The organism is Burkholderia sp. YIM B11467, from assembly GCF_052952715.1.
Genome location: NZ_JBQVSQ010000008.1, coordinates 333,928 through 349,877, shown reverse-complemented (window position 1 = coordinate 349,877; position 15,950 = coordinate 333,928). Strand labels below are relative to the sequence as shown.

Here is a 15,950-nt window from a genome sequence, read left to right as displayed (position 1 = left end):
CGGCGCGGTAGCGCCGGCGCCCGTCCACATGGGAGCGACGATGGAATGCGTGTTTTGCCGTGAAGACGGCGGCGAGCTGCTCTGGCAGGACGATGCGCTGCGCGTCGTGCTGGCGACGGGCGAGCACGACTACCCGGGCTTCTGCCGGGTGATCTGGGGCGCGCACGTGGCCGAGTTCTCCGATCTCGGCGAGCCCGAGCGAGCCCACCTGATGCGCGTGGTCTACGCGGTCGAGCGGGCCGTGCGCCGCGTGATGCAGCCGAACAAGGTGAATCTCGCGAGCCTCGGCAACATGGTGCCGCACGTGCACTGGCACGTGATCCCGCGCTTCTCGAACGACGCCCATTTCCCGCAGCCCGTGTGGGCGCCGCGCCAGCGCAGCGTGTCCGAGGCGCTGCTGCGCTCGCGCGCCGCGCAAGCCTCGCTGCTGCACAATGCGGTGCGCGAGGAAATTCAACGCATGACCGATTCGAGGCAGCCATGAGCGGTTTGACTTCCACGACGCCGATTCCGTCCGGCGTCGTCGTGCACGCGGTATCGCGCGTGCTCGAATTGCAGTACCCGAACGGCGACAGCTACCGGATTCCGTTCGAGCTGATGCGCGTTTATTCACCGTCCGCCGAGGTGCGCGGCCACGGGCCCGGCCAGGAGACGTTGCAGACGGGCAAGCGCGAAGTGACGATCACCGCGCTCGAGGGCGTCGGCAACTATGCGCTGCAGCCGACCTTCTCCGACGGCCATTCGACCGGCATCTACTCGTGGGATCTGCTGTACGAGCTGGCGACGCAGCAGGACGCGCTGTGGCGCGACTATTTCGACAAACTGAAGGCGGCGGGCGTCGATCGAGACGCCCCGATGCAGGCGGCCGCGGCGCCGCACGGCCACTGCCACTGAAATCGACGGCGCCCGCTCGGCGCCGTCTTGCCATTTACTGAGGATCAACGCGATGAGCAAAACCCACTTCGGCTTCGAAAGCGTCGAGGAAAACGAAAAAGCGAAGAAAGTGGCGGGTGTGTTCCATTCGGTCGCGAGCAACTACGATCTGATGAACGACCTGATGTCGGCGGGCATGCACCGCGCGTGGAAGGCGTTCACGATCGCGCAGGCGAACGTGCGCCCCGGTTTCAAGGTGCTCGACATCGCGGCCGGCACCGGCGACCTGACCAAGTCGTTCGCGAAGGCGGCCGGGCCGACGGGCGAGGTCTGGCACACCGACATCAACGAATCGATGCTGCGCGTCGGCCGCGACCGGCTGCTCGACAAGGGCATCGTGACGCCGTCGCTGTTGTGCGACGCGGAGAAAACCCCCTTTCCGGACAACTACTTCGATGTCGTCACGGTTGCGTTCGGCCTGCGCAACATGACGCACAAGGATGCCGCGCTGGCCGAGATGCGCCGCGTGACGAAACCCGGCGGCCGCGTGATGGTGCTGGAATTCTCGAAAGTCTGGGATCCGCTGAAAAAAGCGTACGATCTGTATTCTTTCAAAGTATTACCGTGGCTTGGCGACAAGTTCGCGAAAGATGCCGAAAGTTACCGGTATCTTGCTGAATCTATTCGGATGCACCCCGACCAGGACACGCTGAAGACGATGATGGAACAAGCGGGCCTCGATGCCGTCAAATATTACAATTTGTCAGGTGGCGTGGTAGCTTTACACATGGGAACCAAGTACTAAGGGGTTCTTTCCATACATTCGCCTTACATCTGGAGAAAGTGATGTCCGAATCGCGTTCGTTGTTCAACCGTAGCAAGCCGTCGAAGCCGTGGGCTCGACGGGTCGGCACGCTGCTGATGGTCGGCCTGCTCACGGCCGGCACGTTCGCATCGCTCGACGCCGAAGCCAAGCGCGTAGGCGGCGGGCGCAGCATCGGCCGCCAGAACTCCACCGTCACGCAGCGCCAGGCCACGCCGCCCGCGCAGCAGCCGATGCAGCAGGCCGCGCCGTCGCAGGCGCAGCGTGCGAATCCGGCCGCGCCCGCACCGGCCGCGCAGCCCAACCGCTCGCGCTGGCTCGGGCCGATCGCCGGCCTCGCGGCCGGTCTCGGCATCGCGGCGCTGCTGTCGCACTTCGGTCTCGGCGAGGCATTCGCCGGCATGATGTCGAACATCATCGTGATCGCGCTGCTCGCGTTCGTCGGCATCTGGCTGATCCGCAAGTTCATGAACCGCCGCCGCACGCAAGAGCCGGCGTACTCGGTCGGCGGCTCGGCTTCGTCGTCGGGCGGCTACTCGCAAAGCCCGTCGTTCCAGCAGGGCAACACCGGCAGCAACTACGCCGGCAGCGGCAGCAGCTACGCGAACGAAGCGCAAGGCGTGTTCGGCGGCGGTGCCGCGGCCACCGGCGCGGCAGCAGGCGCGATGGCAGCGGCGGCGCCGCTCCAGGTGCCGGCGGGCTTCGACACCGAAGCGTTCCTGCGCAGCTCGAAGGTGTATTTCGTGCGCCTGCAGGCCGCGTGGGACCAGGGCAACCTGGCCGACATCCGCGAGTTCACGACGCCCGAAATGTTCGCCGAGATCAAGATCGACCTCGATTCGCGCGGCAACGAGTCGAACCAGACCGACGTCGTGCAGCTCGACGCGGAACTGGTCGCGATCGAGGATCGCGGCATCGAGCAGTCGGCGAGCGTGCGCTTCCACGGCCTGATCCGCGAATCGGCGAATGCGTCGGCCGCGCCGTTCGACGAAGTGTGGAACCTGTCGAAGTCGGGCAGTCAGGGCTGGCTGCTCGCGGGCATCCAGCAGCTCAACACGCACTGAGCGTGACCGGCGGCCGGCGCCGCCGGATGCCCGGGCGACGGCCGCCTCGCTGCGACCGCTTGCCGCTCGGGTGTGCGGTCAGGCACGGTCTGCCAGCGATCCGACGTTACAATAGAAACCCGCGTGGGCGCCCGGCCTGCGCGGGTTTTTTCTTTCCCAGCCCGATGACCTTTGCCGCCAAGCCTTTTGCTGCTGCCGTCAATCACTTGCTCGCGCGCGAATCGTGGGCACGCGACCGCCTGATTCCCTATGCGGGCAAGACTGCCCGGATCGACGTGCCTCCCGTCACGCTCACGCTGCTGGTGCAGCCTGACGGCTATCTGTCTGCCGTCGACGCACAGGATGCGCAGCAGGTCGACGTGTCGATCGCGCTCGCGGGCGATACGGTCGCCGCATTCCTGCAGGGCGGCCAGGCGGCCGTGATGAAGCACGTGAAGATCGAGGGCGACGCGGAATTCGCGACGCAGATCGCGAAGCTGGCCGAGCACCTGCGCTGGGAACCTGAAGAAGATCTCGCGAAGCTGGTGGGCGACGCGGCGGCATACCGGATCGCGACGGTCGTGCGCGACGCCGGTGCACGCGCGCGACGCACCGGCCGCAACGTGCTCGATTCCGTCGCCGAATACTGGCTCGACGAGAACCCGCAAGTCGTCCGGCGCGCGTCGCTCGGCGGCTTCGACGCCGAACTGGCGCGCGCACGCGATGCGCTCGCGCGGGTCGAAAAGCGGGTCGAGCGACTCGAACAAAAAATCGGCGCGCGCACGGGTTCCGGCCCGCGCGGCGCGCACTGAGGGCCGCAGGGCATGCGCATTTTCCGTTTCATCAAGATTGTCTACACCGTCATCCGCTTTGGTCTCGACGAAGTGATGCTGTCCCGGATCGACGACCGGCGCGTGAAGCTGCTGCTGCGGATCACGACGATCGGCCGTCGTTATTCCGATCCGCCCGCCGTGCGGCTGCGTCGTGCGCTCGAAAGCCTCGGCCCGATCTTCGTGAAGTTCGGCCAGGTGCTGTCGACGCGCCGCGACCTGCTGTCGGTCGATTTCGCGAACGAACTCGCGAAGCTGCAGGACCAGGTGCCGCCGTTCGATTCGGCGGTCGCGATCGCGATCATCGAGAAGTCGCTCGGTGCGCCGGTCGACGAGCTGTTCGACGAATTCGAGCGCGAGCCGGTCGCGAGCGCGTCGATCGCGCAGGTGCATTTCGCGAAGCTCAAGCAGGGCGTGCACGCGGGCAAGGCCGTTGCCGTCAAGGTGCTGCGTCCGAACATGCTGTCGGTGATCGATTCCGATCTCGCGCTGATGCGCGACATCGCCATCTGGACCGAACGGATGTGGGCCGATGGCCGGCGCCTGAAGCCGCGCGAGGTCGTCGCCGAATTCGACAAGTACCTGCACGACGAGCTCGACCTGATGCGCGAGGCCGCGAACGGCAGCCAGTTGCGCCGCAACTTCGCGGGCCTCGACCTGCTGCTCGTGCCCGAGATGTTCTGGGATTTCTCGACGTCGCAGGTGCTCGTGATGGAGCGCATGACTGGCGTGCCGATCAGCCAGGTCGAGACGCTGCGCACGGCCGGCGTCGACATCAAGAAGCTTGCGCGCGAAGGCGTCGAGATCTTCTTCACGCAGGTGTTCCGCGACGGTTTCTTCCACGCGGACATGCACCCCGGCAACATCCAGGTGAGCCTCGACCCGAACACGTTCGGCCGCTACGTCGCGCTCGATTTCGGGATCGTCGGCGCGCTGTCCGATTTCGACAAGAACTACCTCGCGCAGAACTTCCTCGCGTTCTTCAAGCGCGACTACCACCGCGTCGCGACGCTCCACCTCGAATCGGGCTGGGTGCCGCCCGAGACGCGCGTCGAGGAGCTCGAAAGCGCGATCCGCGCGGTGTGCGAGCCGTATTTCGACCGTGCGTTGAAGGACATCTCGCTCGGCCAGGTGCTGATGCGCCTGTTCTCGACGTCGCGTCGCTTCAACGTCGAGATCCAGCCGCAACTTGTGCTGCTGCAGAAGACGATGCTGAACGTCGAAGGGCTCGGCCGCTCGCTCGACCCCGAGCTCGACCTGTGGAAGACCGCGAAGCCGTACCTCGAGCGCTGGATGACCGAGCAGATCGGCCTGCGCGGCTGGTACGAGCGCTTCAAGGTCGAGGCGCCGCAATGGAGCAAGACGCTGCCGCAACTGCCGCGCCTGATCCACCACGCGATGGCGGCGCGCCATGACGCGCCGCGCGCCGCGAGCGAGGACCTGATGCGCCAGATCCTCGTCGAACAGAAGCGGACGAACCGTTTGCTGCAGGCGCTGCTGATTTTCGGCCTCGCCGTCGGCGTCGGCGCCCTCGTCGCGCGCGTGTTGCTCGCGCTCGCGTACGGCTCATGACCGAAAGGAGCAGGGCGATGTCCGATCCGAAGCAACCGAGCGCACCGACGGCCGCCGATTTCGCGACGCGCGACCCCGGCAATGCGTCGTTCTGGGACGAGCGTTTCGAGCGCGGCGTGACGCCGTGGGAATTCGGCGGCGTGCCCGACGGCTTTCGCGTGTTCGCGCACCGGCTCGCGCCGTGCCCGGTGCTGATTCCCGGCTGCGGCAGCGCACAGGAGGCCGGCTGGCTTGCCCAGGCCGGCTGGCCCGTGCGCGCGATCGATTTCGCCGCGCAGGCGGTGGCTACCGCGAAGGCGCAGCTCGGCGCGCATGCGGACGTCGTCGAGCAGGCCGATTTCTTCGCGTACCGGCCGCCGTTCGACGTGCAGTGGGTGTACGAGCGCGCGTTCCTGTGTGCGCTGCCGCCGAGCCTGCGCGCCGACTATGCGGCGCGGATGGCCGGGTTGCTGCCCACGGGTGGATTGCTGGCCGGCTATTTCTTCCTGACGGCGAAACCGAAGGGGCCGCCGTTCGGGATCGAGCGTGCCGAACTCGATGCGCTGCTCGCGCCGCACTTCGAGCTGATCGAGGATTTGCCCGTGACAGATTCGCTGGCCGTGTTCGAAGGGCACGAGCGCTGGCTCACGTGGCGCCGCCGCTGATGCGCGGGCGTAGCGGCCGTTGCCGGACCGCGCCGGGGTTTCGGCTATAATTCAAGGTTTTGCAAGCTGTTTCCAGTTTCCGCGGGAAAAATATCATGCCGATCTACGCCTATCGATGCGAAGCGTGTGGTTTCGCGAAGGACGTGCTCCAGAAGATGAGCGACGCGCCGCTGTCGCAGTGCCCGGAATGCGGGAAGGATGCGTTTCGCAAGCAGGTAACTGCCGCGGGCTTCCAGCTGAAGGGCTCGGGTTGGTACGTCACCGATTTCCGTGGCGGTTCGGGTGGCGCCAGCGCGCCGGCGACCGCGTCGGGTGACGCGGCTGCGGCGACGCCCGCCGCGGCGGAACCGGCAGCGGCCGCGCCGGCCGCGGCGAGTTCCGACAGCACGACGACGAGTGCCGCGCCTGCCCCGGCTGCAGCGCCCGCCGCCAGTAGTTGACCGTCGCGGTCCGACCGGGCCGCGACCACCCCGCGCCGCCGGCGCGGTTCATTGACGGCAGATGATGAAAAAGACGACCCTGAAATCGGTGTTTCTGACCGGCCTGCTGGTTCTCGTCCCGCTCGCGATCACGCTGTGGGTGCTCGGTCTCATCATCGGCACGATGGACCAGACGCTGCTCCTGCTGCCCGAATCGTGGCAGCCCGAGCGGATGCTCGGCTTCCACCTGCCGGGGATCGGCGCGGTGCTGACGCTTGCGTTCATCTTCGTCGTCGGTCTGGCCACGCGGAATTTCGTCGGCCAGAAGCTCGTCACGTGGTGGAATGCGGTCGTGCGCCACATCCCGGTCGTGGGGCCGATCTACACGAGCGTCAAGCAGGTATCGGACACGCTGCTGTCGAGCAGCGGCAACGCGTTCCGCAAGGCGCTGCTGATCGAATACCCGCGCCGCGGCTCGTATACGATCGCGTTTCTGACCGGCACGCCCGGCGGCGACGTGCTCAATCATCTGACGGAAGAATACGTGAGCGTGTATATCCCGACGACGCCGAACCCGACGTCGGGCTTCTTCCTGATGCTGCCGAAGAGCGAAGTCATCGAACTCGACATGTCGGTCGATGCCGCGCTGAAGTACATCGTCTCGATGGGCGTCGTGGCGCCCCCGGCGCCGGCTCCGGCGCCCGCCCGCCGCCCCGTCGAGCCGCCGCTGTAAGTAAAGAATCATCGCCCGGGCCGCGCGTTGCGGCGCCCGTTGATCAAACCGAACGAAAGCAAACATCATGTCGATGCGTACTGAATACTGCGGTCTCGTGACCGAACACCTGCTGGGCCAAACCGTGTCGCTGTGCGGCTGGGTGCAGCGCCGCCGCGATCACGGCGGTGTGATCTTCATCGACCTGCGCGATCGTGAAGGCCTCGTGCAGGTGGTGTGCGACCCGGATCGCGCGGAAATGTTCGCGACCGCCGAAGGCGTGCGCAACGAGTTCTGTGTGCAGGTGAAGGGTCTCGTGCGCAACCGTCCGGAAGGCACGGTCAACGCCGGTCTGAAGAGCGGCAAGATCGAAGTGCTGTGCCACGAGCTGACCGTGCTGAACGCGTCGGTCACGCCGCCGTTCCAGCTCGACGACGACAACCTGTCGGAAACGACGCGTCTCACGCACCGCGTGCTCGACCTGCGCCGTCCGCAGATGCAGCACAACCTGCGCCTGCGTTACCGCGTCGCGATCGAGGCGCGCAAGTACCTCGACGAGCAGGGTTTCATCGACATCGAAACGCCGATGCTGACGAAGAGCACGCCGGAAGGCGCGCGCGACTACCTCGTGCCGTCGCGCGTGAACGCGGGCCAGTTCTTCGCGCTGCCGCAATCGCCGCAGCTGTTCAAGCAACTGCTGATGGTCGCGAACTTCGACCGTTACTACCAGATCACCAAGTGCTTCCGCGACGAGGATCTCCGTGCCGACCGTCAGCCGGAATTCACGCAGATCGACTGCGAAACGTCGTTCCTCGGCGAGCAGGAAATCCGTGACCTGTTCGAGGACATGATCCGTCACATCTTCAAGACGACGATCGACGTCGAACTCGACGCGACGTTCCCGGTCATGCCGTACTCGGAAGCGATGGCGCGTTTCGGTTCGGACAAGCCGGACCTGCGCGTGCAGCTCGAATTCACCGAGCTGACCGACGCGATGAAGGACGTCGACTTCAAGGTGTTCAGCACGCCTGCCAACGCGAAGGACGGCCGTGTCGCGGCGCTGCGCGTGCCGAAGGGCAGCGAGCTGTCGCGTGGCGACATCGACGGCTACACCGAATTCGTGCGCATCTACGGCGCGAAGGGCCTCGCATGGATCAAGGTCAACGAGAAGGCGAAGGGCCGTGACGGCCTGCAGAGCCCGATCGTCAAGAACCTGCATGACGCATCGATCGCGGCCATCCTCGAGCGCACGGGCGCTGAAGACGGCGACATCATCTTCTTCGCGGCCGACCGCGCGAAGGTCGTCAACGACAGCCTCGGCGCGCTGCGCCTGAAGATCGGCCATTCGGAATTCGGCAAGGCGAACGGCCTCGTCCAGGCCGGCTGGAAGCCGCTGTGGGTCATCGACTTCCCGATGTTCGAATACGACGACGAAGATGCACGCTACGTCGCCGCGCACCACCCGTTCACGAGCCCGAAGGACGAGCACCTCGAGTACCTCGAGACCGACCCGGGTCGTTGCCTCGCGAAGGCCTACGACATGGTGCTGAACGGCTGGGAAATCGGCGGCGGCTCGGTGCGTATCTACCAGGAGGAAGTGCAGAGCAAGGTGTTCCGCGCACTGAAGATCGGCGCGGAAGAGGCTCAGCTGAAGTTCGGCTTCCTGCTGGACGCGCTGCAATACGGCGCGCCGCCGCACGGCGGTATCGCATTCGGTCTCGACCGCATCGTCACGATGATGGCCGGCGCCGATTCGATCCGCGACGTGATCGCGTTCCCGAAGACGCAGCGTGCGCAGGATCTGCTCACGCAGGCGCCGAGCCCGGTCGACGAGCGTCAGCTGCGCGAACTGCACATCCGTCTGCGTCAGCCGGAACAGCCGAAGGCGTAACGCGCTTTCGCCACCACGCGTGTGTGCGGCGACGCGCACACGACGCACATGAAAAAGGCGCTGCGATGCGCCTTTTTCGTTTTTTGCGGTACAGTCGCAGCACTTGCCGCACGTTCGGAGCACATGCCCGGCGCGCGGCCCTGTGCCGCATGAAACAAAGATGACGAAGCCGCCGAAAATCCCCGAATCCGTTCTCGTCGTGATCTACACGCCCGACCTCGATGTGCTGGTGATCAAGCGTGCCGACCAGCCCGATTTCTGGCAATCGGTGACCGGATCGAAGGACACGCTCGACGAGCCGCTTGCGGTCACCGCCGCACGCGAAGTGGCCGAGGAAACCGGCATCTCGATCGGCACGCCGGACGTGCCCGCCACGGCGCTCGCCGACTGGCGCCACCGGATCGAATACACGATCTATCCGCAATACCTGCATCGTTATGCACCGGGCGTCACGCGCAACACCGAGCACTGGTTCGGGCTGTGCGTGCCGCATCGCGTCGACGTGACGCTGTCGCCGCGCGAGCATGTCGACCATGCGTGGCTGCCGTTCCGCGAGGCGGCCGCGCGCTGCTTCTCGCCGTCGAACGCCGAGGCGATCCTGCAATTGCCCGCGCGCGTGGCACTCTCGCGGGCGCCGCACGGCTCGTCCGCATGACTGCGGAGACCCGCAAGCGTTTCGCGCAATTGCGGCAGATGTTCCTGCAGGAACGCGGCTCCGCGTCGCGGCTCGCGTTCACGGCGGGCAACACGGTGCGACTGTGCGAGGGCGGCGGCGAGTTCTTCGCGGCACTGATCGAACGCATCGATGCCGCCCGCGAGCAGGTGATGCTCGAAACCTACATCTTCTGCGACGACGCGGCCGGCCGCCCGGTGTCGGACGCGCTGATCCGCGCGGCGCAGCGCGGCGTGCGCGTGCGCGTGATCACCGACGGCATCGGCACCGCGCGTCTGCCGTTGTTCGACACGTGGGTCGCGGCCGGCATCGAGCACAGCATCTACAACCGCTTCCTGTTCGGCCGCTTCGGCTTCTCGCGCACGCACCGCAAGCTCGCGGTGATCGATCACGCGGTCGCGTTCTGCGGCGGCATCAACATCGTCGACGACTATGCGCAGGGCGGCGCGACGCTGCCGTTTCCGCGCTGGGATTTCGCGGTCGAGATGGCGGGGCCCGCGGTGTCCGACGTGCGCGCCGCGTTCGAACTGCAGTGGCACCGGATCCGGTTCGGCCACAAGCCGTATGCGCAATACGCGGCCGGGCTGCACGGCGGCGAAGCGTTCCCCGACATGTTCCGGCGCTGGATGCGCAGCCACCGGTGGATCAAGGCCGGCGCGCTGCGGGTCGTGACGGAGCCGAGCGTCGCGTTCGTCGCGCGCGACAACGTCGTGAACCGTCGTGCGATCGAGAAGGCCTATCTCGCGGCGATCGGCCAGGCGCGCCAGCAGATCCTGCTCGCGAATCCGTACTTCATGCCGGGCCGCAAGCTGCGCCGCGCGCTGACGGGCGCCGCGCGGCGCGGCGTCGACGTGCGGATCCTGGTCGGCCGCAAGGAGTTCGCGGCGCTCGATACGGCCGTGCCGTTCCTCTACCATGCGCTGCTGCGCGCGGGCGTGCGCGTGGCCGAATACGACAAGACGATGCTGCACGGCAAGGTGGCCGTGATCGACGACAACTGGGCGACGGTGGGCTCGTCGAATCTGGACGCGCTGAGCCTGATGCTGAACAATGAGGCGAACGTCGTGCTGGTGCGCTACGATGCAGTGACGAACGAACTGCGCGACGCAATCACGGCAGCGTTCGCCGACGGCCGGGAGATCGATCCCGCGCGATTTGCCGCGCGCCCGCGCATCGAGCGTCTGCTGAACTGGCTGGCCTATACGACGTATCGTGTCGTGATGAAGGCATTGACGGTCGGCGGTTACGACTGACGCGGACTAAGCGTTCGCTTCAAAAAATCTGTCCGCACGTTCGTGCGGAAAAGCCGCTCCGGCCTCGCCGGAATCGCGCAAAATAGCGGCTCGGTTAGACACCGGTTTCTAATAATTTCCTTGTTTCGCGAGCGGCCGCACTCAATAATAGTACGGCCGTTCGATTTTATTCGAACCCCCGAACGGTTACAGAAATAGCTATGCGAAAAGGCGAACAGACGCGTGCCGCGATACTTGAAGCTGCTTTGGACCTCGCCAGCCGTGACGGGCTGGAGGGGCTGACGATCGGCCTGCTGGCCGAGCGCATGCAGATGAGCAAGAGCGGCGTGTTCGCGCACTTCGGATCGCGCGAGGACCTGCAGGTCGAGGTTGTCCGCGAGTACCACCATCGTTTCGAAAACGAGGTGTTCTTTCCGAGCCTGCGCGAGTCGCGCGGTCTGCCGCGTCTGCGGGCGATGCTGGCGCGCTGGATCGAGAAGCGCATCCAGGAGGTGACGACTGGGTGCATCTACATCAGCGGCGCAGTGGAGTACGACGACCGGCCGGACAGCCCCGTGCGCGAGCAGTTGATCGCGAGCGTGACAGCCTGGCGTGCCGCGTTGCTGCGCGCCATTTCGCAGGCGATGGAAGAGGGGCATCTGCGCACGGATACCGATCCGGACCTGATGCTCTTCGAGCTGTACAGCTTCACGCTCGGCCTGCATCACGACGCACGCTTCCTGCATTCGCCGGACGCCGTGCGCCTCACGTGGGCCGCGCTGGAAAAGACGATTGTTTCGTATCAGAGCGAGAGCCGTTAGCGGCGCGTCAACCGCCCGCCAGGAGCTCGAGCCGTTTTGCCCACCTTTGGAGAGAGTCATGGGACAGTACGCCGCGCCGCTGCGCGACATGCAATTCGTGTTGCACGAGCTTCTGAACGTCGAAGCCGAAGTCAAGCAAATGCCCAAGCATGCGGACCTCGACGCCGACACGATCAACCAGGTCCTCGAAGAAGCGGGCAAGTTCTGCTCCGAGGTGCTGTTCCCGCTGAACCAGGTCGGCGACCGCGAAGGCTGCACGTATGAAGGCGACGGCGTCGTGAAGACCCCGACCGGCTTCAAGGAGGCCTACCAGCAATACGTCGAGGCCGGCTGGCCGGCGCTCGGCTGCGATCCGGACTACGGCGGCCAGGGCCTGCCCGCGTTCGTGAACAACGCGCTCTACGAAATGATGAATTCGGCGAACCAGGCATGGACGATGTATCCGGGCCTGTCGCACGGCGCGTACGAATGCCTGCACGCGCACGGCGCGCCGGAACTGCAGAAGGCCTACCTGCCGAAGCTCGTGACGGGCGAATGGACCGGCACGATGTGCCTGACCGAGCCACACTGCGGCACCGACCTCGGCATCCTGCGCACCAAGGCCGAACCGTACGGCGACGGCTCCTACTCGATCAGCGGCACGAAGATCTTCATCTCGAGCGGCGAACACGACATGGCGGAGAACATCGTCCACCTCGTGCTCGCGCGCCTGCCGGAAGCGCCGCAGGGCACGAAGGGCATTTCGCTGTTCATCGTGCCGAAATTCATTCCCGACGCAGCGGGCGAGCCGGGCGAGCGCAACGGCATCAAGTGCGGCTCGATCGAGCACAAGATGGGCATCCACGGCAATTCGACCTGCGTGATGAACCTCGACAACGCGAAGGGCTGGATGGTCGGCGAGCCGAACAAGGGCTTGAACGCGATGTTCGTGATGATGAACGCGGCCCGTCTCGGCGTTGGCGCACAAGGCCTCGGCCTCACGGAAGTCGCGTATCAGAACTCGCTTACGTATGCGAAGGAGCGCCTGCAGATGCGCTCGCTGACGGGCCCGAAGGCACCGGACAAGCCGGCCGACCCGATCATCGTGCACCCGGACGTGCGCCGCATGCTGCTCACGCAGAAGGCCTATGCGGAAGGCGCGCGCGCGTTCACGTACTGGTCCGCGCTGCAGATCGACAAGGAGCTGTCGCACGCCGATGAAGCGGTGCGCAAGGAAGCGGCCGACCTCGTCGCGCTGCTCACGCCGATCATCAAGGCGTTCCTGACCGACAACGCATTCGAGTGCACGAACCACGCGATGCAGATCTACGGCGGCCACGGCTTCATCTCCGAGTGGGGCATGGAGCAGTACGTGCGCGACGCGCGGATCAACATGATCTACGAAGGCACGAACTCGATCCAGTCGCTCGACCTGCTGGGTCGCAAGGTGCTCGGCGACATGGGCGCGAAGCTGAAGAAGTTCGGCAAGCTCGTCACGGAATTCGCGGAAGCCGAAGGCGTGAAGCCGGAAATGGCCGAGTTCATCAACCCGCTCGCCGACATCGGCGACAAGGTGCAGAAGTTGACGATGGAAATCGGCATGAAGGCGATGCAGAACCCCGACGAAGTCGGTGCTGCCGCCGTGCCGTACCTGCGTACCGTCGGCCACCTGGTGTTCTCGTACTTCTGGGCGCGGATGGCACGCCTCGCACTCGACAACGAAGCGTCGGGCGATCCGTTCTACAAGTCGAAGCTCGCGACGGCCCGCTTCTACTTCGCGCGCCTGCTGCCCGAGACGGCATCGACGATCCGCGCCGCGCGCGCCGGTTCGAAGACGCTGATGGAAGTCGACGAATCGCTGTTCTGATGCGAGTCCGGGCGGTGCGCGATGCGCGCCGCCCGAACGCAACGGTTCCTGGTACTCACTTCGCCGTGCAGCCCCCACCCCTCGCGCTGCACGACATAATCCGGAGACATCCCGTGAGCAATTTCCTGATTCGCAAGGTCGCCGTGCTGGGCGCCGGCGTGATGGGCGCGCAGATCGCCGCGCACCTCATCAACGCGCGCGTGCCGGTGCTGCTGTTCGACCTGCCGGCCAAGGAAGGCCCGAAAAACGCGATCGCGCTGAAGGCGATCGAGAACCTGAAGAAGCTGTCGCCCGCGCCGTTCGGCGTGAAGGACGACGCGAAGTACCTCGAGGCAGCCAACTACGAAGACGACATCGCGAAGCTCGCCGAGTGCGACGTCGTGATCGAGGCGATCGCCGAGCGGATGGACTGGAAGCACGACCTGTACAAGAAGGTCGCACCGCACATCGCGCCGAACGCGATCTTCGCGACCAACACGTCGGGCCTGTCGATCACGAAGCTGTCCGAAGGTTTCTCGGACGAGCTGAAGTCGCGCTTCTGCGGCGTGCACTTCTTCAACCCGCCGCGCTACATGCACCTCGTCGAGCTGATCCCGACCGCGCATACGCGCCCGGAGATCCTCGACCAGCTCGAGACGTTCCTGACGAGTATCGTCGGCAAGGGCGTCGTGCGCGCGAAGGACACGCCGAACTTCATCGCGAACCGCGTCGGCATCTTCTCGATCCTCGCGGTGATCACCGAGGCCGCGAAGTTCGGCCTGCGCTTCGACGAAGTCGACGATCTGACGGGCAGCCGCCTTGGCCGCGCGAAGTCGGCGACGTTCCGCACCGCGGACGTGGTCGGCCTCGACACGATGGCGCACGTGATCAAGACGATGCAGGACAACCTGGCCGACGATCCGTTCTTCCCGGTCTACCAGACGCCTGCCGTGCTCGCCGAACTGGTGAAGCAGGGCGCGCTCGGTCAGAAGACGGGCGGCGGTTTCTACAAGAAGGAAGGCAAGGCGATCAAGGTGCTCGACGCGAAGACGGGCAGCTACGTCGACGCCGGCGCGAAGGCCGACGAAACCGTCGGCCGCATCCTGAAGCGTCCGCCGGCCGAACGCCTGAAGCTGCTGCGCGAGACGGATCATCCGCACGCGCAGTTCCTGTGGTCGATCTTCCGCGACGTGTTCCATTACATCGGTGTGCATCTCGAGTCGATCGCCGACAACGCGCGCGACGTCGACCTCGCGATCCGCTGGGGCTTCGGCTGGAACGAAGGTCCGTTCGAAGGCTGGCAGGCTGCCGGCTGGAAGCAGGTCGCCGAGTGGGTGCAGGAAGACATCGCGGCCGGCAAGGCGCTCGCGAACGTGCCGCTGCCGTCGTGGGTGCTCGAAGGCGCGGTTGCCGAGAAGGGCGGCGTGCACACGGCCGAAGGCTCGTGGGCGCCGGCTGCGCAGCGTTTCGTGCCGCGCTCGGACCTCGCGGTCTACGGCAAGCAGGTCTTCCGTGCGCCGCTGCTCGGCGAAGCGGGTGCCGATCCGAAGTCGTACGGCAAGACGCTGTTCGAGACCGACGCGGTGCGCGCATGGGTCGACGACCGTGCGGGTGAGGACGACGTCGTGATCGTGTCGTTCAAGTCGAAGATGAACACGATCGGACCGAGCGTGATCGACGGCCTCGTGCAGGCAATCGAACTCGCGGAGAAGGACTACAAGGGCGTGGTGATCTGGCAGCCGACGTCGCTGAAGCTCGGCACGCCGGGCGGCCCGTTCTCGGCCGGCGCGAACCTCGAAGAGGCGATGCCCGCGTTCATGATGGGCGGCGCGAAGGGCATCGAGCCGTTCGTGAAGAAGTTCCAGGAAGGCATGCTGCGCGTGAAGTACGCGAACGTGCCGGTCGTCGCGGCCGTGTCGGGCATTGCGCTCGGCGGCGGGTGCGAGCTGATGCTGCACAGCGCGAAGCGTGTCGTGCACGTCGAAAGCTACGTCGGTCTCGTCGAAGTGGGCGTCGGCCTCGTGCCGGCGGGCGGCGGCCTGAAGGAAGCGGCGCTGCGCGCGGCGGAAGCCGCAACGGCCGCGAACGCGACCACCGACATCCTGAAGTTCGTGACGAAGTCGTTCGAGAACGCGGCGATGGCGAAGGTGTCGGCTTCCGCGCACGACGCACGTGCGATGGGCTACCTGAAGCCGTCCGACACGATCATCTTCAACGTGTTCGAACTGCTCGATACCGCGAAGAAGGAAGCGCGCGCACTGGCCGCAACCGGCTACCGCGCACCGCTGCGGGCGAAGGACGTGCCGGTCGCGGGCCGCTCGGCCATCGCGACGATCAAGGCATCGCTCGTCAACATGCGTGACGGTCGTTTCATCAGCGACCACGACTACCTGATCGCGAGCCGCATCGCCGAAGCCGTGTGCGGCGGCGACGTCGAAGCCGGCAGCCTCGTCGACGAGCAGTGGTTGCTCGCGCTGGAGCGCCGTGCGTTCGTCGAGCTGCTCGGCACGCAGAAGACGCAGGAACGGATCATGGGCATGTTGCAGACCGGCAAGCCGGTGCGTAACTGAGCGAGCGGACAACTTTGCATGG

15 protein-coding genes are annotated in these 15,950 nt (G+C 65.9%); all 15 read left to right on the top strand.

Annotated features, from left to right (window positions below):
* Positions 1-40 precede the first annotated feature (40 nt).
* The 15 genes from ACTRWB_RS27075 to ACTRWB_RS27005 all read left to right on the top strand — a co-directional run bounded on the left by ACTRWB_RS27075 (position 41) and on the right by ACTRWB_RS27005 (position 15,928).
* Positions 41-484: an HIT family protein gene (locus ACTRWB_RS27075; RefSeq protein WP_048242749.1), complete on the top strand. Its 444-nt coding sequence runs from the start codon at positions 41-43 to the stop codon at positions 482-484.
* Positions 481-894, top strand: coding sequence for a gamma-butyrobetaine hydroxylase-like domain-containing protein (locus ACTRWB_RS27070; protein ID WP_129512947.1), 414 nt, complete (start codon positions 481-483; stop codon positions 892-894). The genes ACTRWB_RS27075 and ACTRWB_RS27070 overlap by 4 nt, the downstream gene beginning before the upstream one ends.
* Positions 895-946: 52 nt before the next feature.
* The gene (gene ubiE / locus ACTRWB_RS27065) at positions 947-1,678 is read left to right on the top strand and encodes a bifunctional demethylmenaquinone methyltransferase/2-methoxy-6-polyprenyl-1,4-benzoquinol methylase UbiE (RefSeq protein WP_072443509.1); all 732 of its coding nucleotides are present in this window, start codon (positions 947-949) and stop codon (positions 1,676-1,678) included.
* Positions 1,679-1,719: 41 nt separating this feature from the next.
* Positions 1,720-2,760 carry a Tim44 domain-containing protein gene (locus ACTRWB_RS27060; RefSeq protein ID WP_048242746.1) on the top strand — a complete coding sequence of 347 codons (1,041 nt, stop codon included), beginning with the start codon at positions 1,720-1,722 and terminating at the stop codon, positions 2,758-2,760.
* A gap of 164 nt (positions 2,761-2,924) precedes the next feature.
* Positions 2,925-3,551 (top strand): ubiquinone biosynthesis accessory factor UbiJ, encoded by a 627-nt coding sequence (locus ACTRWB_RS27055; RefSeq protein WP_048242745.1) that lies wholly within the window; start codon positions 2,925-2,927, stop codon positions 3,549-3,551.
* Between the two features lie 12 nt (positions 3,552-3,563).
* Entirely contained in the window at positions 3,564-5,141 is a 1,578-nt protein-coding gene (gene ubiB, locus ACTRWB_RS27050; RefSeq protein ID WP_129512945.1) for a ubiquinone biosynthesis regulatory protein kinase UbiB, read from the top strand.
* A gap of 17 nt (positions 5,142-5,158) precedes the next feature.
* Positions 5,159-5,785 (top strand): SAM-dependent methyltransferase, encoded by a 627-nt coding sequence (locus ACTRWB_RS27045; protein WP_412023041.1) that lies wholly within the window; start codon positions 5,159-5,161, stop codon positions 5,783-5,785.
* 95 nt (positions 5,786-5,880) lie between these two features.
* On the top strand, positions 5,881-6,225 hold the full coding sequence (locus ACTRWB_RS27040) for an FmdB family zinc ribbon protein (RefSeq protein ID WP_446903620.1): 345 nt from the start codon (positions 5,881-5,883) through the stop codon (positions 6,223-6,225).
* A gap of 61 nt (positions 6,226-6,286) precedes the next feature.
* A complete protein-coding gene (locus ACTRWB_RS27035) occupies positions 6,287-6,937 on the top strand; it encodes a DUF502 domain-containing protein (protein ID WP_048242740.1) in 651 nt (216 codons plus the stop codon).
* Positions 6,938-7,004: 67 nt separating this feature from the next.
* Complete coding sequence (gene aspS / locus ACTRWB_RS27030; protein WP_129512941.1) at positions 7,005-8,807, top strand: aspartate--tRNA ligase; 1,803 nt, start codon at positions 7,005-7,007, stop codon at positions 8,805-8,807.
* A 160-nt stretch (positions 8,808-8,967) separates the two neighbouring features.
* Complete coding sequence (gene nudB / locus ACTRWB_RS27025; protein WP_343492411.1) at positions 8,968-9,462, top strand: dihydroneopterin triphosphate diphosphatase; 495 nt, start codon at positions 8,968-8,970, stop codon at positions 9,460-9,462.
* Complete coding sequence (gene clsB / locus ACTRWB_RS27020; RefSeq protein WP_129512939.1) at positions 9,459-10,733, top strand: cardiolipin synthase ClsB; 1,275 nt, start codon at positions 9,459-9,461, stop codon at positions 10,731-10,733. The genes nudB and clsB overlap by 4 nt, the downstream gene beginning before the upstream one ends.
* Before the next feature lie 200 nt (positions 10,734-10,933).
* Positions 10,934-11,533 carry a TetR/AcrR family transcriptional regulator gene (locus ACTRWB_RS27015; RefSeq protein WP_047898994.1) on the top strand — a complete coding sequence of 200 codons (600 nt, stop codon included), beginning with the start codon at positions 10,934-10,936 and terminating at the stop codon, positions 11,531-11,533.
* A 58-nt stretch (positions 11,534-11,591) separates the two neighbouring features.
* Entirely contained in the window at positions 11,592-13,379 is a 1,788-nt protein-coding gene (locus ACTRWB_RS27010; RefSeq protein WP_129512938.1) for an acyl-CoA dehydrogenase C-terminal domain-containing protein, read from the top strand.
* Between the two features lie 113 nt (positions 13,380-13,492).
* Positions 13,493-15,928, top strand: coding sequence for a 3-hydroxyacyl-CoA dehydrogenase/enoyl-CoA hydratase family protein (locus ACTRWB_RS27005; RefSeq protein WP_048242735.1), 2,436 nt, complete (start codon positions 13,493-13,495; stop codon positions 15,926-15,928).
* Positions 15,929-15,950 lie beyond the last annotated feature (22 nt).